Origin of the sequence: Streptomyces sp. BBFR25 (genome assembly GCF_044590125.1) — a bacterium.
Taxonomy (GTDB): Bacteria; Actinomycetota; Actinomycetes; order Streptomycetales; family Streptomycetaceae; genus Streptomyces; species Streptomyces canus_D.
The window spans coordinates 8,429,773-8,447,602 of the sequence record NZ_CP172447.1; the positions used below are offsets into that span (position 1 = coordinate 8,429,773).

The window sequence follows — 17,830 nt, forward strand, 5'->3', positions numbered from 1 at the left end:
CGCCCGCCCTGCCCGGCTCCGGGCTGCCCCTGTGCTGGTCACCCGCGCCAGCCAAGCCGCCCCCGCCGACGCACACCGTCGTTTCCAGAATTCCTGCCACGAACGAGTGCTGTATCAGCCAACAACCGACCCGCCCCCGGCGCATCGCGCTCAGCTGTCCTCTTCTCGCCCGCCCGCGGTGAGCATGTCCCGGAGCACCGCGGCCGACATGTTCACCCACTGGGCCACCTCCTCCAGAGGCACGCCGCCGTTCACCGCCGCCAGGGCGGTCCGCTTCCAGGCGTTCTCGATCAGGCCGGCACTGTGACCGAGACCGCGCAGCAGCCGCCGGGCGACATCGGCGGTCGGTCCGCTCTGCACACCGCGCAGCTGCAACAGCTGCTCTTGGACGCTGTCGAGCGTGCTGGTGATCAGCCCTGCGCTGCTCGGCGGGCACCGTAGCCCGCCACATCGTCCCCGAACCGGGCGCCTTCCTCTCCTTGCCCAGCACCCTCAGCTGCCCGGCCAGGTCACGGCCTGATGTTCCCGCCGCAGCCACCACAGGTCGTTGTCATACCCGGGCGGCCCACCAACGCCGCGGCGAAGGCGGATGACGCTGCCCATCCACGCGATGAGCGGCCCGCCGTGGTCCGTCGCGGCCAACGGCCCCAGCCATCCTCGCCCCACCCGCTCCCCGAGCCTGCGGCAGAACAACCCGTCGGCGGGCAGCGCCCGCGGCCGCCCGGCCCCGCTGTCGGCCCACACCAGCTCGGCCATCGCAGGGTCCAGCAAGGCGTCGGCCACGGCCACCACCTCCGGGAAGACGACCGTGTCCCGTCCCACGATCCGCCACCGCTCCAGATCACCGCCGGCATCCCCACCTGCGACCTGGTGCAGGCGCCGCGGCCAGATCTTCTCCCGCTCCCAGCCGTAAGCCTGCTCCCGCCACCGGGCCACCACCGCGTGAGACAGCGCGAACACCCGCTCCGGGCCGGCCCCGGCCCGAACCGCCCGCCGCGCCACACCGGCGCACCGCCGCTGCGACGCAGCCACCTCGGGCAGAGCGCGGACATCGAGGTGCTCCAGCGGCTGGTCGGCGTCCGCGTCCAGGAGCCACCGCCCGTGCCGCACGCACACCCGCTCCCACCTCGGTGCGTACCGCACCACTGCCGTCGACGCCCCGGTGCGCCGGGCCGTGCACAGGCGGCAGCCGAACGCCACCGGCCCGACCAGCGCGCCGCCGGCCCGCCACGCTGCTGCCGGACCAGCCGCGTCCTTCCCGGCGAGCAGCCTGGCATCTTCCTGTTCCCAGGACGGCAGTGCCCGCGCCAGGACGCCAGGTGCGACCCCGCACACATCGGCCAGGAGCCGGCGCCCCGCCGCGTTGAACAGCACCTCGGCATCGGCCCGCTGCCCGCCACTGTCGTACGTGGGCGCAGAGTTGTGCCACTTCCATCCAGAGCGCAGCGTCTTCGCCTCCATCCCGTAGCGGGCGGCGATGCGGACCATGAGCGAGCACGTCGTCTCCCCGGGCAGAGGCACTACACGGAAGATTCCTACAACCATCGCGCCAGGCTCCCGCAGGGAGACGACCCGCCGCAGCCGTTCATCCGGCGCACAGCGACAACTGGCGGTGCCCGGCCAGACATTGATAATGCTGCATCACCCCGTGATGCAGAAACTCCCGAAGCCTCGGCAGTGCTCACGGGCCCTCCGACGCACCGCGCGAGCCCGCTCGTCGGTTGCCGGGCTCCCGCCGCCCAGCACCCCGCCCTCCGGCCCAGTGGCTCGCCCAGGGCGAGCCACCGCAGGGTGACGGACCAGCGTTCTTCCGACAAGCACCGGTTGTTTCTGCAGGTGAGCGGCTTGTCGATGGGGCAACAGAGGCCCGTGGGAAAAAAGTTGGCCTCTGACGTCCGGATTCCGGCCCCCCGGCGCGTGTAGGGAGTGAGGGTGAAGGTGCCCTCATCAACGAGTCGATGATGGGAGGCCGGTCTGTGACCTGGCTCGAGTGGATGGGAGCGGGTGGGATCTCGGTCCCGCTGATGTTCCTGGCGTACTACGCGCTGCGCCGTACCAAGAGCGCGGTGGAGATGTGCCTGAAGGAGTACCTGCAGGCCCGCACGGAGCGCGAGCAGCGCGCAACGATGATCGCGATGGCAGCGGCGCTGCCGGAGGGCGGGGCCGCCGCCCGCTTCGAGGAGGGGCAGCCGGCCTGGTTGTTCTACAAGCACTCGGAGCAGGGCCGGCCGGCGATCGCCACCCGGGAGGCTGCGTGACCGAGGCCGACCAGGGCACGGACTTCGAGGCGTTCGTCCTCGAGACCAGCGCGGCGTTCTCCCGCGTAGCCCAGGCCGAAGCGGGCGGCGACCTGCACAGCGCGGAAGATGCTGTGCAGGTCGCCTACATGCGCATGTTCACGTCGTGGGAAAAGATCGTAGCGCGGCCCGGAAACCGGGCCGCCTACGGCCGCACCGCAGTCAGGAACGCGGTGATCGACCAGTTCCGGCGTAACCAACGCATGACTCCTGCACCGTTGCAGGAACTGCCCGAACAGGAATCCCAGATCGGCATCCCCGATGCCGCCTACGAAATGATCAAAGAGGGTATCGATGAACTAGTCGCCAAACTTCCCGACCGGCAGCGGCAGGTCATCACCTTGTGCGTTCTCCAGGACATCAGCCCTGAAGACGCCGGGAAGCGCCTGCGCCTTAAGGAGGAGTCGGTGAAGCGCAACATCCGCATGGCCATCAACAACCTCAAGAAGTTCGTCAACGAGACCGGTGAGGAGGAAACCGTATGAGCACCTCGGACAAGGACAACGAGCAGAACGCCATCCGGCTCCTCGCCGTATGGACCCTGCTCGAACGCTCCGAGCAGGCACTTACGAAGAGCTCGCGGACACCCGAGGACTCGGCACAGGCGGAGGGGGCCAGCTTGCCGGCTGGCCCCCGGCCCCCCGCCCATGGCCGGACGACCGGGAGCAAACCGAAGCTAAGAGCGAACTGGTACTCCTGCTGGCACGCGAGTGCGCACGCAAAACCACCGCAGAAGAAACCCGCAGAATCGCGGAGCTCCTGGAGTACCTGGACCGTGACGCGGAGGCTCTCACGTGGTGGCAATGGGCAGCAGAACGAGGTGACCGGGACGCGCATGACTACCTCGAGATGCTCCACATCGAAAGGCAGGAGCAAGAAAATCCAGCAGCTGACTCACCAACCTCGGAACTGGAAAAGAGTGCAGCATTTGACGTGTGGAGAGCCAGCAGGACAACTGCCGGTTCGCACACGTTCGCAGCAGTTCAACTGGCGTTGAGCGCTGCGGCGAACCCAGAGCTGAGCGAAGACGCGAAGCAGCTAGTAAGGGAAATCGAGGAGTACTTGCAGCACCCTGATCGCATGACAGACGGAAGGCGGCGCTGATGCGCAACACTCTTCTGACATGCTCCGAGGAACCGGGAGCCGCTCTATAGGCAGACCCATCATGAGTGCCTCACGCTGAGGCACAACGACTCGTTGAGGCAGCGGCCCGCCGTACCGGCGGGCCGCCTGCGTTCCCAGGACCGTCGAACGACTCACGCACCCCGCCAAGACAGTTCGCGAAGGTGAGTCCTCGCCGTGACCAGATGAAGCCAGCACAGCGTCAGAAGCCGCCACCGCACAGGAAGGACTGGGCCGACGTCCCTTCCCGGCCGGTGCATGACCGCAGCAGTGAAAGGCCCCTCTCAGGTCGGGCGAGGCATCCGGGATTCGTCTGTCAGCTGCCGCGGTGCAGCCGTCGGGCCACAGCAATCTGCCATTCGTGGTCTGTAGTCGGGAGTGTGAGGGCGGTGATCTGGTGCAGGGTGCCGTCGGCCAGCCAGCGTTTGTAGCGGCGGTAGCAGGTCTGCCAGGGGCCGTAGTGGGCGGGCTCTCTCCAGGGGGTGTCGGTGCGGGCGGTATGGGCGATGCCGTCGATGAGGAGCCGGTGTTCGCGCCAGCGTCCGCCGGCGCTCTGCTGGCGGGGCATGAGCGGACAGATCAGAGCCCAAGCCTGGTCGGACACCTCGCGGCGCCCGCTGGCGGTGAGCGCCGACGTCTGGGTGCCGGTGTGCTGGGGGAGGGCGTCCAGGAGCTGCTGCTGACCGGGGTGGAGCAGAACACGTCGTGCCCTGGGCCGGCGCAGCCAGGTCATGCTGCGTTCGGTCTCAGGAGCACCCGGCCACCACTGACAGCCCTCGGGCAGTCCGGCCAGACGGTAGCGGGCGGCCCACCACATCCGCTGCCACTGCACAGACCAGGGCGGATTCCACCAGGCATCGAGACCGGTGAGGGTGCGGGCGAGCCGGGTCAGGTGCCCGCTGGTGTGCTGGCGGACCCGCTGCGCGGCCAGCCACCGTCCCAGGGCGAACCCGTCCGCGGCGGTGGTGGGCGAGGACACCGCGAGATGCCCGTGGCGTGCGACGCAGGCACGCGCCGCGGCCAGGCCGTCGGCGGCCGGACGGCGCCGGCCGGGCCAGGCGTGAAACCGCTCCACCTCCTGGTGGCCGAGGCCGAGGCCGGCCAGCAGTTGCTGCTGCCCCTCATGCAGCTCGCGATAATGCGTGATCTGGTGACGCAGCCACCGCTCGAGCCGGCGCGGCACACCGGCCAGGTTGTCCCCGCCGTGCACCGGCCCGTTGACGCCCACGTGCTCACGCGCCCGGTACCAGGCCCGCTGCCAGTCAAGCGGCCAGGGCGGATTCCACCACAGATCCAACTCCTCCAGCCACGCCGTCTGCTCGGCGGTCAGCGACGCCGCGGCGACACGCCGGCCGGCCAGCCACCGCCCGAGATCGAACCCGTCCCCGACGCGGCCGCCGGTATGCGCCAGGGCCAGGTGACCGTGCAGCGCCACATACGCGCGAGCCTGCTCCAGCCCTCCAGCGAACAGCTGCTCACCCCGCCGCTTGAGACCGCCACCGTGCCCGGACCGCCGCGGCACCACCCCCGCCGTACGCCCTGCGCCCGCCACCCGCACCGCAGGCTCCGCCCCACCCGCGCCCGTTTCGGCGGCCGAGCCCACCAGGGCGCGCAGCCCGGGTGCGACCTCGACGGGACGGTGCACACTGCGCACCCACCACCCCTGCGCCGGGCCGGGCGCAGCGTCCACCGGCCGGCTGTGGGCACGGGCCACGGCCTGCGCCCACACCGACAACGGACCTGCCCAGGCAGCCTCCACCTCCCGCAGCCAGGGCCGCCCCAGCCGCCTGCCCAGCTCGGCGGCGACCCGCTCACCACCCGACCGCCCGCGCGCCGCGCCCGCACCCCCACCTGCCCACGGCCGCCACCGGCAGCCAGGTGCTGCAGTCGCGGATCGGCCAGCGCACACGCCACCGCCACCACGTCGGGGAAGACCACCGCGTCCCGCGCCAGCAACCGCCACTGCGCCATCCCCCACCCGGCCGGCCACCCTTCACGCCGTCAGGTGGCCGCCACGACCTGCTCCAGCCGCCGCCCCCACACCCGCTCCCGCTCCCCGAACGCCTCCAGCTCCCACCACCCGCACACCACCGCACGCGCCAGCGCAGACACCTCCACCGGCGCACCGCCCGCCCCACCCGCGTCGAGCCCCGCACGTGCCAGACACGCCCACCGCCGCTGCGCCCGCCCCAACTCCCCCGCCAGCGGCCCCACCGCGAGCCCCTCCAGCACGTGCCCGCCGCCGACATCGAGCAGCCACCGGCCATGATCCGTGCACAGCCGCTGCCACCGCGCCCGGTACACCCACGAAACCCCCGCGCCCCCGCGGCGGGCCGTACACAGCCGGCACCCGAACACCACCGGCCCCCACTGGTCCGCTCCCGTCCGCCACCGCACCCAGCCCTGCCCGTCCCCGCCGTAGCCGGCCAGCATCTCCGATCCGCCCCCCCACGACGGCAGCGCCCGAGCCAGATGCCCGGCCGGCACCCGGCACCAGCCGGCCAACTGCACCTGCGCCACCGCATCGAGGAACACCTCGCCGTCCGGACGCACGCCGCGAGCCTGGTGCGCGGGGTTCACCCACCGCCACCATCCGGTCAGGTCGCCGGCCTGCAGCCGGTAAGCAGCGGCCACCCGGTGGAGAAAGGACCAGGTCGTCCCGCCCGGCACGGGCCTGACCCGCAGGACTGCTTCCACTCAGGCCACCCTCTCGCTCACCTCTGCAGGCATAACCGAGCGGGGCGGCAAGGGGTTCGCCCCTCCGTTCGCCGCCCAGTAAGACCCGCACAGTGGCAGACATGCCTTGCCGAGGCTGCCTGCCGCGGGTAAGGGGGGACCAGGGCCCGCACCGCGAGTCCCCGAGCGCAGGCTCCTGCTCAACCGTAGGCACCATGGACAAATGGAGTACGCACGACGTACGTCCTCCATGCGGAGACCAGGAGCGCTCGAACGTTGCCCCGGCTACGCCCACTGCATGCCCAGCTCCCGCAGCGCGTCGAGTTGCTCGGCGGTGAGCTTGTCGCGTCTGGCGCGGGTGTTCGATACCCATACGCCCAGGCGCACCGGTACCGGCTCGGCCTCGCCGTCGACCACGAGCTCCACGACCGCGCCGCGCAGGGCGGGCCGCTGGGCGCCCTCCCGTTCGACCCACTGGGCGAGGGCTGCCAGGCCGCGCTGGAAGGCCTGCTGCGCCTTGGTCGGCCCCTTTGCCGCGCCCTTTGTCGCGGGGGCGGGAGGCGGCGCCTGGGCGGGCTGTACGCCCATCGCTGTCAACCGCTGCTGCTGTCCCTCGGAGAGCTCCACCCAACTGCGGCGTTGCCGCTGAAGCCATTGCCGAGGTCATCGCCTTCGTAGAGGACGCCGGGTGCGATGTCGGGCACGATTCCGCCGGGTTCGTCGGCGGCGAGGTGGGCGAGGTGGCGGTAGTGGCGTTGCCAGTCCAGTGGCCAGGGGCAGTTCCAGTCGGGGTCGATCCCGGAGAGCTGGGCGCCCCGTGTCTGCGCCCGTTCGGACTTCTTGCCGAGGCCGCCCTTACGCCTGAGATTCGCCAGTAGCTGACCGATGGGGACAGGCTTGCCGTCGGCGGGGTCGTCCCACACCGCGTCCTGCCTCGGGGCCAGGTGCCCCGTGGCGCGCCGGTACGAGCGCAACACCGCCAGCTTCGTCTCCCAGGCTTCCTCGCCGGGCTCCCAGACCATGCCGGCCTCCGGCGCGTCCAGCAGTGTCTTGCGCCGAGGTTGCAGCTCTGCGGCCCGCAGGGCTTTCCGCTGTTGGTGGACCCATCGCCCCAGCGGAAACGCCTTCGTCGCTCCCACCTCGGTCTCTACGTCATACGGAACGGCGTGGAGACCGGTGATCTCGTGTTCCTTCCGCCAGCGCAGCAGGGCCTGGTAGCCCTCCAGCCAGACCAGCGACTCGGGCCGGTAGACGCGGGAACGCAGGAACGCCGCGATCGTGGCCGCGTCCCTGGGGGTGGAGAAGTGCAGCAGTGCGGACTCGACCGCACTGGTGTCGTCCTGCCCCTGGTCCTCGATCCCCTCGACGCCGCTGGTCCCGATGATCCGGCCGGTCTCGTCGCGCTGGATGTGGACCTTGCGCTTGCCGCTGGTGAGGGCACGCGAGGCGAGCTGCTCCACGAGTCGTTCATCGTGCGAGCGCAGGCCTTGGAGCACAGCGACCAACCCCGTATACGAGGCGGAGGCGATCATGTCGGTGGGGTCTTCGCCGGGCTGGAGGAAGACGGGCACGATGATCCGCGCGACCTTGGTGGAGCCGTCTCGGTTGAGCCGGAGTGCCCGGCCGATGTTCTGCACGATCTCGACCTGCGAGCCGCGGGTGTCCGCGAAGCAGACGGCTTCCACGCCTCGTTCGCCGGTGATGTCGACGCCTTCCCCAAGGACTCGGCAGCTGGCGAGGAACGCCCGGTGCACGCGTCGGCCCTCTGCGTCGATGCCGTTGGCGAACTGCCGCAGCACCTCACGCCGCTCGGACACGAGGTGGTCGCCGCACAGCCACGCCGACCAGACGCGGTCCGGCGGGACGTGGCGGCCTGCCTCCAGCTCGTAGAACTGAGCGCCGATCGACGACGCGGGCAGCTCCTCCGCGGCCGCCAGGTCCTCGGCCGAGGTATCGCGCGCATACAGCGCGGCTGCGGTCTTCGGCAGCTTCTCCGCGAACGCAGCAGCTTCATCGACCTTCTGGTGGAAGGTCATGACCGTACGCAGGTTGTACGCCGCGGCGTGTTCCAAAAGTGCGGTGTGTAGCAGCGCCAGGCGCCGGCCTCGCCGTGCCTCCTCGGCTTCCCCGGAGGCGGGGGAGGGGTCGTGGATCTCGAGGACGTCGATCTCGAATCCGGCGAGGATGCCCCGCTCGATGGCCTCCGAGAGCCCCAGTTCGGCGCCGGGAAGCCAGGCCCCGAAGGTGCCGTTCGGGTCGTCGGCCATGCTCGCGAGTTCCACCTCCTGGCCCTCCTTCCCGTGCTGAGGTCGGGGTGAGGCGAGGATCCGTGGGGTGGCGGTGAGGTAGAGCCGGTAGTCGGCGGGGATCCGCTGGTTGTCGTGGATCGCCGCCCACGGCCGACCAAGATCGCCTGCGGTCGAGTGGGCCTCGTCCACGATGGCGAGGTCGAACGGGGCCATTTGCTGGCCGTAGAGCCGTTCCCCGCCCGCCAGGGCGGCCTCCAGCGGCCCACGGACCGTCCGCTGGCCCGTCGGGTCCTCCGGGTCCTCGCGGTCCACCAGCGAGGCGTAGGTGGCGAACACGACCACGGGCCCGGTTCCAGCCCACAGCGCCAGCTGGATCGCATTCGTGGTGGTGCGCACCCCCAGCGAGCCCAGCACCTGGTCGTTCTCCAGCGAACACACCGCCACCATCAGCGCCCGGTGGCCCACCGCCCGCCACGCCTGGGCGGTCTGCGCGAGCAGATCCAGGGTCGGCACGGTCACCAGGATCCGCCCGCCCGGGAAGCACTCCAGCGCGCTCACAGCAGCCGTGATCGTCTTGCCCGACCCGGTCGCGGACACCAGCGTGCCCCGAGCCCCCTGCCCGGGCGCAGAAGATCTTGCAAAGAATTTGACCCACTCCCGAATGGCCGTTTTCTGGGTCACCTGATGTTCCCGGAGACTGATCACAGATTTCGACCTTTCCTTTTTCCGGGCGACATCAGGTTCTTCCACCACGTACCCGTGCTCGAAAAGACCGCGCCCCCGTCGGGGGCAGGAGCGGGGTAGGGGTACCTGTCGATCCCGCCGCGCGCGGGCAACTCGTCCTCGAAGTCGCAGGCGGCTACAGCTTTGAAGCCACCGTGCCACAGCGCTTCGAGCACGGCCGTGACGGCCTGCACCACCTCGGCACGTGTCCCCTCGGAGGCCTCGCACTCCAGCACGGTCGGCCATTCCAGGAAGTCGAAGGGGTGAGCGCGCCGGCCTGTGGCGTAGTCGTTGGGCTCGCCGGTCACGCGCACCGGCCCGATTGCCAGCTCTGGACCGTCGTCCTCGACGAGGCCGAGGGCGTCTCGAAGCCGGGCCATGATCCGCGGGGCGGCATCCGCGTCCACGTAGATCGAGGCGTCGCTGTAAGGGGAGCCCGGGCCGAGGGGCGACGGCCCGTGATCATTCGTCACGCGCGCTCCCTGCGGATTTGGCCGGGGTGAGGGTGAGGAAGCGCTGGAGCAGCCGCTGGGGCAGCAACGTGAGCCCGAAGCACACCTCGTTCGGATCCGCCTCAGCATCCAGGAGTATGGAGAGGGTCTCGTACTCACTGATCTCCACGGCCTGATGCGCCGGTGTCCGCGGCTCCACCTCAGGCCAGGAGCCCGGCCTCAGCGCATCGGAACCCATGGCGCCCTTCCCCTCTCCACTGGCCCTGATGGGCCGTGGCTGTCAGATAGCAGACGGGCCACGGACCTAACGCGCCGAAGCCGATACGCCCTCAATCCCCACTACCGGGTGTCCCCGCTTTACGCCAATGCTACATGCTGCATCACATCGAGATGCGGACATGCGTGATCTCTCGACAGAGCACTTCCACAAGACCTCACCCGACCCCGATGGGCATCACGCATCGGGGGTACACGGTGCCGCATGGCACCGAAGACCGAACGCATCCAGTTCCTGCGGGCCGTGCGGCAGCTGCGCCGGATCCGCTCCTTCTACGCTGCGGCCGTTCTGCTGTGGACGGGGACCACTGCCTGGACGGGCTGGCAGGCTCCGGGGAGCCGGCAGATGTGGGTGTCCGTTCTCCTCCTGGCCGTCTTCGCCGTACTGCTCGTCACCGCGAGCCTCGCCCTGCGGCGTCTCGCCGTTCCCGCAACGGGCCGGCCCGTGCACCACACTGCCCCGCACAAGCTGCCGAGTACCCACCGGCACGCTCATGCCTGAGGGCCCGTCACCCTGCTCACGCGTCAGCCAGGCCCCAGTCACGCCTGCTTTGGGCGGGGCCGTGTGGCCTGTTGACAGACCGTGACCGGACCGCACAAGCCCCAGTCTCTGTAGGCGCCCGGGCCGAAGGCCCGTTGACCGGCCCGCGCTAGCGGGTCCGGCCTTCGTGGCGCGTAGCGCCATCAGGTGGCTGGAGCGCAGCGGAGGCCGCCCCGAGGCCGCAGGCCCCCAGCTCCGGGAGCGCAGCGGACGGAGCGTCACTGGCCCGGCGCAGCCGGGCCAGTGAGCGGGACGCGCAGCGTCCCGCCGGCGCTCCCGCGGAGCGGGAGCGCAACACCCGCGCGCAGCGCGGGTGTTCGCTTGCCCATCGCGCAGCGATGGGGCCCCATCGCTGCGCGATGGGCAAGCGAACACCCGCGCTGCGCGCGGGTGTTGCGCTCCGCTCCGCGGGAGCGCCGGCGGGACGCTGCGCGTCCCGCTCACTGGCCGGCTGCGCCGGGCCAGTGACGCTCCGTCCGCTGCGCTCCCGGAGCTGGGGGCCTGCGGCCTCGGGGCGGCCTCCGCTGCGCTCCAGCCACCTGATGGCGCTACGCGCCACGAAGGCCGGACCAGCTAGCGCGGGCCGGTCAACGGGCCTTCGGCCCGGGCGCCTACAGAGACTGGGGCTTGTGCGGTCCGGTCACGGTCTGTCAACAGGCCACACGGCCCCGCCCAAAGCAGGCGTGACTGGGGCCTGGCTGACGCGTGAGCAGGGTGACGGGCCCTCAGGCATGAGCGTGCCGGTGGGTACTCGGCAGCTTGTGCGGGGCAGTGTGGTGCACGGGCCGGCCCGTTGCGGGAACGGCGAGACGCCGCAGGGCGAGGCTCGCGGTGACGAGCAGTACGGCGAAGACGGCCAGGAGGAGAACGGACACCCACATCTGCCGGCTCCCCGGAGCCTGCCAGCCCGTCCAGGCAGTGGTCCCCGTCCACAGCAGAACGGCCGCAGCGTAGAAGGAGCGGATCCGGCGCAGCTGCCGCACGGCCCGCAGGAACTGGATGCGTTCGGTCTTCGGTGCCATGCGGCACCGTGTACCCCCGATGCGTGATGCCCATCGGGGTCGGGTGAGGTCTTGTGGAAGTGCTCTGTCGAGAGATCACGCATGTCCGCATCTCGATGTGATGCAGCATGTAGCATTGGCGTAAAGCGGGGACACCCGGTAGTGGGGATTGAGGGCGTATCGGCTTCGGCGCGTTAGGTCCGTGGCCCGTCTGCTATCTGACAGCCACGGCCCATCAGGGCCAGTGGAGAGGGGAAGGGCGCCATGGGTTCCGATGCGCTGAGGCCGGGCTCCTGGCCTGAGGTGGAGCCGCGGACACCGGCGCATCAGGCCGTGGAGATCAGTGAGTACGAGACCCTCTCCATACTCCTGGATGCTGAGGCGGATCCGAACGAGGTGTGCTTCGGGCTCACGTTGCTGCCCCAGCGGCTGCTCCAGCGCTTCCTCACCCTCACCCCGGCCAAATCCGCAGGGAGCGCGCGTGACGAATGATCACGGGCCGTCGCCCCTCGGCCCGGGCTCCCCTTACAGCGACGCCTCGATCTACGTGGACGCGGATGCCGCCCCGCGGATCATGGCCCGGCTTCGAGACGCCCTCGGCCTCGTCGAGGACGACGGTCCAGAGCTGGCAATCGGGCCGGTGCGCGTGACCGGCGAGCCCAACGACTACGCCACAGGCCGGCGCGCTCACCCCTTCGACTTCCTGGAATGGCCGACCGTGCTGGAGTGCGAGGCCTCCGAGGGGACACGTGCCGAGGTGGTGCAGGCCGTCACGGCCGTGCTCGAAGCGCTGTGGCACGGTGGCTTCAAAGCTGTAGCCGCCTGCGACTTCGAGGACGAGTTGCCCGCGCGCGGCGGGATCGACAGGTACCCCTACCCCGCTCCTGCCCCCGACGGGGGCGCGGTCTTTTCGAGCACGGGTACGTGGTGGAAGAACCTGATGTCGCCCGGAAAAAGGAAAGGTCGAAATCTGTGATCAGTCTCCGGGAACATCAGGTGACCCAGAAAACGGCCATTCGGGAGTGGGTCAAATTCTTTGCAAGATCTTCTGCGCCCGGGCAGGGGGCTCGGGGCACGCTGGTGTCCGCGACCGGGTCGGGCAAGACGATCACGGCTGCTGTGAGCGCGCTGGAGTGCTTCCCGGGCGGGCGGATCCTGGTGACCGTGCCGACCCTGGATCTGCTCGCGCAGACCGCCCAGGCGTGGCGGGCGGTGGGCCACCGGGCGCTGATGGTGGCGGTGTGTTCGCTGGAGAACGACCAGGTGCTGGGCTCGCTGGGGGTGCGCACCACCACGAATGCGATCCAGCTGGCGCTGTGGGCTGGAACCGGGCCCGTGGTCGTGTTCGCCACCTACGCCTCGCTGGTGGACCGCGAGGACCCGGAGGACCCGACGGGCCAGCGGACGGTCCGTGGGCCGCTGGAGGCCGCCCTGGCGGGCGGGGAACGGCTCTACGGCCAGCAAATGGCCCTGTTCGACCTCGCCATCGTGGACGAGGCCCACTCGACCGCAGGCGATCTTGGTCGGCCGTGGGCGGCGATCCACGACAACCAGCGGATCCCCGCCGACTACCGGCTCTACCTCACCGCCACCCCACGGATCCTCGCCTCACCCCGACCTCAGCACGGGAAGGAGGGCCAGGAGGTGGAACTCGCGAGCATGGCCGACGACCCGAACGGCACCTTCGGGGCCTGGCTTCCCGGCGCCGAACTGGGGCTCTCGGAGGCCATCGAGCGGGGCATCCTCGCCGGATTCGAGATCGACGTCCTCGAGATCCACGACCCTCCCCCGCCTCCGGGGAAGCCGAGGAGGCACGGCGAGGCCGGCGCCTGGCGCTGCTACACACCGCACTTTTGGAACACGCCGCGGCGTACAACCTGCGTACGGTCATGACCTTCCACCAGAAGGTCGATGAAGCTGCTGCGTTCGCGGAGAAGCTGCCGAAGACCGCAGCCGCGCTGTATGCGCGCGATACCTCGGCCGAGGACCTGGCGGCCGCGGAGGAGCTGCCCGCGTCGTCGATCGGCGCTCAGTTCTACGAGCTGGAGGCAGGCCGCCACGTCCCGCCGGACCGCGTCTGGTCGGCGTGGCTGTGCGGCGACCACCTCGTGTCCGAGCGGCGTGAGGTGCTGCGGCAGTTCGCCAACGGCATCGACGCAGAGGGCCGACGCGTGCACCGGGCGTTCCTCGCCAGCTGCCGAGTCCTTGGGGAAGGCGTCGACATCACCGGCGAACGAGGCGTGGAAGCCGTCTGCTTCGCGGACACCCGCGGCTCGCAGGTCGAGATCGTGCAGAACATCGGCCGGGCACTCCGGCTCAACCGAGACGGCTCCACCAAGGTCGCGCGGATCATCGTGCCCGTCTTCCTCCAGCCCGGCGAAGACCCCACCGACATGATCGCCTCCGCCTCGTATACGGGGTTGGTCGCTGTGCTCCAAGGCCTGCGCTCGCACGATGAACGACTCGTGGAGCAGCTCGCCTCGCGTGCCCTCACCAGCGGCAAGCGCAAGGTCCACATCCAGCGCGACGAGACCGGCCGGATCATCGGGACCAGCGGCGTCGAGGGGATCGAGGACCAGGGGCAGGACGACACCAGTGCGGTCGAGTCCGCACTGCTGCACTTCTCCACCCCCAGGGACGCGGCCACGATCGCGGCGTTCCTGCGTTCCCGCGTCTACCGGCCCGAGTCGCTGGTCTGGCTGGAGGGCTACCAGGCCCTGCTGCGCTGGCGGAAGGAACACGAGATCACCGGTCTCCACGCCGTTCCGTATGACGTAGAGACCGAGGTGGGAGCGACGAAGGCGTTTCCGCTGGGGCGATGGGTCCACCAACAGCGGAAAGCCCTGCGGGCCGCAGAGCTGCAACCTCGGCGCAAGACACTGCTGGACGCGCCGGAGGCCGGCATGGTCTGGGAGCCCGGCGAGGAAGCCTGGGAGACGAAGCTGGCGGTGTTGCGCTCGTACCGGCGCGCCACGGGGCACCTGGCCCCGAGGCAGGACGCGGTGTGGGACGACCCCGCCGACGGCAAGCCTGTCCCCATCGGTCAGCTACTGGCGAATCTCAGGCGTAAGGGCGGCCTCGGCAAGAAGTCCGAACGGGCGCAGACACGGGGCGCCCAGCTCTCCGGGATCGACCCCGACTGGAACTGCCCCTGGCCACTGGACTGGCAACGCCACTACCGCCACCTCGCCCACCTCGCCGCCGACGAACCCGGCGGAATCGTGCCCGACATCGCACCCGGCGTCCTCTACGAAGGCGATGACCTCGGCAAATGGCTTCAGCGGCAACGCCGCAGTTGGGTGGAGCTCTCCGAGGGACAGCAGCAGCGGTTGACAGCGATGGGCGTACAGCCCGCCCAGGCGCCGCCTCCCGCCCCCGCGACAAAGGGCGCGGCAAAGGGGCCGACCAAGGCGCAGCAGGCCTTCCAGCGCGGCCTGGCAGCCCTCGCCCAGTGGGTCGAACGGGAGGGCGCCCAGCGGCCCGTCCCGCGCGGCGCGGTCGTGGAGCTCGTGGTCGACGGCGAGGCCGAGCCGGTACCGGTGCGCCTGGGCGTATGGGTATCGAACACCCGCGCCAGACGCGACAAGCTCACCGCCGAGCAACTCGACGCGCTGCGGGAGCTGGGCATGCAGTGGGCGTAGCCGGGGCAACGTTCGAGCGCTCCTGGTCTCCGCATGGAGGACGTACGTCGTGCGTACTCCATTTGTCCATGGTGCCTACGGTTGAGCAGGAGCCTGCGCTCGGGGACTCGCGGTGCGGGCCCTGGTCCCCCCTTACCCGCGGCAGGCAGCCTCGGCAAGGCATGTCTGCCACTGTGCGGGTCTTACTGGGCGGCGAACGGAGGGGCGAACCCCTTGCCGCCCCGCTCGGTTATGCCTGCAGAGGTGAGCGAGAGGGTGGCCTGAGTGGAAGCAGTCCTGCGGGTCAGGCCCGTGCCGGGCGGGACGACCTGGTCCTTTCTCCACCGGGTGGCCGCTGCTTACCGGCTGCAGGCCGGCGACCTGACCGGATGGTGGCGGTGGGTGAACCCCGCGCACCAGGCTCGCGGCGTGCGTCCGGACGGCGAGGTGTTCCTCGATGCGGTGGCGCAGGTGCAGTTGGCCGGCTGGTGCCGGGTGCCGGCCGGGCATCTGGCTCGGGCGCTGCCGTCGTGGGGGGCGGATCGGAGATGCTGGCCGGCTACGGCGGGGACGGGCAGGGCTGGGTGCGGTGGCGGACGGGAGCGGACCAGTGGGGGCCGGTGGTGTTCGGGTGCCGGCTGTGTACGGCCCGCCGCGGGGGCGCGGGGGTTTCGTGGGTGTACCGGGCGCGGTGGCAGCGGCTGTGCACGGATCATGGCCGGTGGCTGCTCGATGTCGGCGGCGGGCACGTGCTGGAGGGGCTCGCGGTGGGGCCGCTGGCGGGGGAGTTGGGGCGGGCGCAGCGGCGGTGGGCGTGTCTGGCACGTGCGGGGCTCGACGCGGGTGGGGCGGGCGGTGCGCCGGTGGAGGTGTCTCGCGCTGGCGCGTGCGGTGGTGTGCGGGTGGTGGGAGCTGGAGGCGTTCGGGGAGCGGGAGCGGGTGTGGGGGCGGCGGCTGGAGCAGGTCGTGGCGGCCACCTGACGGCGTGAAGGGTGGCCGGCCGGGTGGGGGATGGCGCAGTGGCGGTTGCTGGCGCGGGACGCGGTGGTCTTCCCCGACGTGGTGGCGGTGGCGTGTGCGCTGGCCGATCCGCGACTGCAGCACCTGGCTGCCGGTGGCGGCCGTGGGCAGGTGGGGGTGCGGGGCGCGGCGCGCGGGCGGTCGGGTGGTGAGCGGGTCGCCGCCGAGCTGGGCAGGCGGCTGGGGCGGCCCTGGCTGCGGGAGGTGGAGGCTGCCTGGGCAGGTCCGTTGTCGGTGTGGGCGCAGGCCGTGGCCCGTGCCCACAGCCGGCCGGTGGACGCTGCGCCCGGCCCGGCGCAGGGGTGGTGGGTGCGCAGTGTGCACCGTCCCGTCGAGGTCGCACCCGGGCTGCGCGCCCTGGTGGGCTCGGCCGCCGAAACGGGCGCGGGTGGGGCGGAGCCTGCGGTGCGGGTGGCGGGCGCAGGGCGTACGGCGGGGGTGGTGCCGCGGCGGTCCGGGCACGGTGGCGGTCTCAAGCGGCGGGGTGAGCAGCTGTTCGCTGGAGGGCTGGAGCAGGCTCGCGCGTATGTGGCGCTGCACGGTCACCTGGCCCTGGCGCATACCGGCGGCCGCGTCGGGGACGGGTTCGATCTCGGGCGGTGGCTGGCCGGCCGGCGTGTCGCCGCGGCGTCGCTGACCGCCGAGCAGACGGCGTGGCTGGAGGAGTTGGATCTGTGGTGGAATCCGCCCTGGCCGCTTGACTGGCAGCGGGCCTGGTACCGGGCGCGTGAGCACGTGGGCGTCAACGGGCCGGTGCACGGCGGGGACAACCTGGCCGGTGTGCCGCGCCGGCTCGAGCGGTGGCTGCGTCACCAGATCACGCATTATCGCGAGCTGCATGAGGGGCAGCAGCAACTGCTGGCCGGCCTCGGCCTCGGCCACCAGGAGGTGGAGCGGTTTCACGCCTGGCCCGGCCGGCGCCGTCCGGCCGCCGACGGCCTGGCCGCGGCGCGTGCCTGCGTCGCACGCCACGGGCATCTCGCGGTGTCCTCGCCCACCACCGCCGCGGACGGGTTCGCCCTGGGACGGTGGCTGGCCGCGCAGCGGGTCCGCCAGCACACCAGCGGGCACCTGACCCGGCTCGCCCGCACCCTCACCGGTCTCGATGCCTGGTGGAATCCGCCCTGGTCTGTGCAGTGGCAGCGGATGTGGTGGGCCGCCCGCTACCGTCTGGCCGGACTGCCCGAGGGCTGTCAGTGGTGGCCGGGTGCTCCTGAGACCGAACGCAGCATGACCTGGCTGCGCCGGCCCAGGGCACGACGTGTTCTGCTCCACCCCGGTCAGCAGCAGCTCCTGGACGCCCTCCCCCAGCACACCGGCACCCAGACGTCGGCGCTCACCGCCAGCGGGCGCCGCGAGGTGTCCGACCAGGCTTGGGCTCTGATCTGTCCGCTCATGCCCCGCCAGCAGAGCGCCGGCGGACGCTGGCGCGAACACCGGCTCCTCATCGACGGCATCGCCCATACCGCCCGCACCGACACCCCCTGGAGAGAGCCCGCCCACTACGGCCCCTGGCAGACCTGCTACCGCCGCTACAAACGCTGGCTGGCCGACGGCACCCTGCACCAGATCACCGCCCTCACACTCCCGACTACAGACCACGAATGGCAGATTGCTGTGGCCCGACGGCTGCACCGCGGCAGCTGACAGACGAATCCCGGATGCCTCGCCCGACCTGAGAGGGGCCTTTCACTGCTGCGGTCATGCACCGGCCGGGAAGGGACGTCGGCCCAGTCCTTCCTGTGCGGTGGCGGCTTCTGACGCTGTGCTGGCTTCATCTGGTCACGGCGAGGACTCACCTTCGCGAACTGTCTTGGCGGGGTGCGTGAGTCGTTCGACGGTCCTGGGAACGC

At 71.1% G+C, this 17,830-nt stretch carries 14 protein-coding genes and 2 pseudogenes; 8 read left to right on the forward strand and 8 right to left on the reverse strand.

What is annotated here, in order from left to right; translation table 11 throughout:
• Nucleotides 1-150: 150 nt before the first annotated feature.
• Entirely contained in the window at nucleotides 151-375 is a 225-nt protein-coding gene (locus ACGH52_RS37915; RefSeq protein WP_362771004.1) for a hypothetical protein, read from the reverse strand.
• A gap of 117 nt (nucleotides 376-492) precedes the next feature.
• The gene (locus ACGH52_RS37920; protein WP_399946212.1) at nucleotides 493-1,521 is read right to left on the reverse strand and encodes a DNA-binding protein; all 1,029 of its coding nucleotides are present in this window, start codon (nucleotides 1,519-1,521) and stop codon (nucleotides 493-495) included.
• A 455-nt stretch (nucleotides 1,522-1,976) separates the two neighbouring features.
• On the opposite strand from ACGH52_RS37920, the gene ACGH52_RS37925 reads away from it, so the two are divergent.
• Both ACGH52_RS37925 and ACGH52_RS37930 read left to right on the forward strand, forming a co-directional pair.
• On the forward strand, nucleotides 1,977-2,258 hold the full coding sequence (locus ACGH52_RS37925) for a hypothetical protein (protein ID WP_054102655.1): 282 nt from the start codon (nucleotides 1,977-1,979) through the stop codon (nucleotides 2,256-2,258).
• Complete coding sequence (locus ACGH52_RS37930) at nucleotides 2,255-2,782, forward strand: RNA polymerase sigma factor (protein WP_399946215.1); 528 nt, start codon at nucleotides 2,255-2,257, stop codon at nucleotides 2,780-2,782. The genes ACGH52_RS37925 and ACGH52_RS37930 overlap by 4 nt, the downstream gene beginning before the upstream one ends.
• 953 nt (nucleotides 2,783-3,735) lie before the next feature.
• Here ACGH52_RS37930 and ACGH52_RS37935 read toward each other — a convergent pair.
• The 5 genes and pseudogenes from ACGH52_RS37935 to ACGH52_RS37955 all read right to left on the reverse strand — a co-directional run bounded on the left by ACGH52_RS37935 (nucleotide 3,736) and on the right by ACGH52_RS37955 (nucleotide 9,757).
• A complete protein-coding gene (locus tag ACGH52_RS37935) occupies nucleotides 3,736-5,109 on the reverse strand; it encodes a transposase (RefSeq protein ID WP_399946218.1) in 1,374 nt (457 codons plus the stop codon).
• Nucleotides 5,110-5,420: 311 nt separating this feature from the next.
• Nucleotides 5,421-6,053, reverse strand: a complete 633-nt coding sequence (locus ACGH52_RS37940; protein ID WP_399946221.1) for a hypothetical protein — start codon at nucleotides 6,051-6,053, stop codon at nucleotides 5,421-5,423.
• 327 nt (nucleotides 6,054-6,380) lie between these two features.
• Nucleotides 6,381-9,049 (reverse strand): annotated as a pseudogene (locus ACGH52_RS37945) (Helicase associated domain protein).
• The gene (locus tag ACGH52_RS37950; protein ID WP_210978215.1) at nucleotides 9,046-9,540 is read right to left on the reverse strand and encodes a hypothetical protein; all 495 of its coding nucleotides are present in this window, start codon (nucleotides 9,538-9,540) and stop codon (nucleotides 9,046-9,048) included. The pseudogene ACGH52_RS37945 and the gene ACGH52_RS37950 overlap by 4 nt, the downstream one beginning before the upstream one ends.
• On the reverse strand, nucleotides 9,530-9,757 hold the full coding sequence (locus ACGH52_RS37955; RefSeq protein ID WP_121700720.1) for a hypothetical protein: 228 nt from the start codon (nucleotides 9,755-9,757) through the stop codon (nucleotides 9,530-9,532). Before ACGH52_RS37955 ends, ACGH52_RS37950 begins: the two co-directional genes overlap by 11 nt.
• 243 nt (nucleotides 9,758-10,000) lie before the next feature.
• On the opposite strand from ACGH52_RS37955, the gene ACGH52_RS37960 reads away from it, so the two are divergent.
• Complete coding sequence (locus ACGH52_RS37960) at nucleotides 10,001-10,297, forward strand: hypothetical protein (protein ID WP_121700721.1); 297 nt, start codon at nucleotides 10,001-10,003, stop codon at nucleotides 10,295-10,297.
• Nucleotides 10,298-11,061: 764 nt separating this feature from the next.
• On the opposite strand, the gene ACGH52_RS37965 is transcribed toward ACGH52_RS37960, so the two are convergent.
• A complete protein-coding gene (locus tag ACGH52_RS37965) occupies nucleotides 11,062-11,358 on the reverse strand; it encodes a hypothetical protein (protein ID WP_121700721.1) in 297 nt (98 codons plus the stop codon).
• A 243-nt stretch (nucleotides 11,359-11,601) separates the two neighbouring features.
• Here ACGH52_RS37965 and ACGH52_RS37970 point away from each other — a divergent pair, with 243 nt between their 5' ends.
• The 5 genes and pseudogenes from ACGH52_RS37970 to ACGH52_RS37990 all read left to right on the forward strand — a co-directional run bounded on the left by ACGH52_RS37970 (nucleotide 11,602) and on the right by ACGH52_RS37990 (nucleotide 17,624).
• Complete coding sequence (locus ACGH52_RS37970; RefSeq protein ID WP_121700720.1) at nucleotides 11,602-11,829, forward strand: hypothetical protein; 228 nt, start codon at nucleotides 11,602-11,604, stop codon at nucleotides 11,827-11,829.
• The gene (locus tag ACGH52_RS37975; RefSeq protein WP_210978215.1) at nucleotides 11,819-12,313 is read left to right on the forward strand and encodes a hypothetical protein; all 495 of its coding nucleotides are present in this window, start codon (nucleotides 11,819-11,821) and stop codon (nucleotides 12,311-12,313) included. The genes ACGH52_RS37970 and ACGH52_RS37975 overlap by 11 nt, the downstream gene beginning before the upstream one ends.
• Nucleotides 12,310-14,978 (forward strand): annotated as a pseudogene (locus ACGH52_RS37980) (Helicase associated domain protein). Before ACGH52_RS37975 ends, ACGH52_RS37980 begins: the two are co-directional and overlap by 4 nt.
• 834 nt (nucleotides 14,979-15,812) lie before the next feature.
• A complete protein-coding gene (locus tag ACGH52_RS37985; protein ID WP_399946224.1) occupies nucleotides 15,813-15,938 on the forward strand; it encodes a hypothetical protein in 126 nt (41 codons plus the stop codon).
• Nucleotides 15,939-15,968: 30 nt separating this feature from the next.
• Nucleotides 15,969-17,624 carry a transposase gene (locus ACGH52_RS37990; RefSeq protein WP_399946227.1) on the forward strand — a complete coding sequence of 552 codons (1,656 nt, stop codon included), beginning with the start codon at nucleotides 15,969-15,971 and terminating at the stop codon, nucleotides 17,622-17,624.
• Nucleotides 17,625-17,830: the final 206 nt, after the last annotated feature.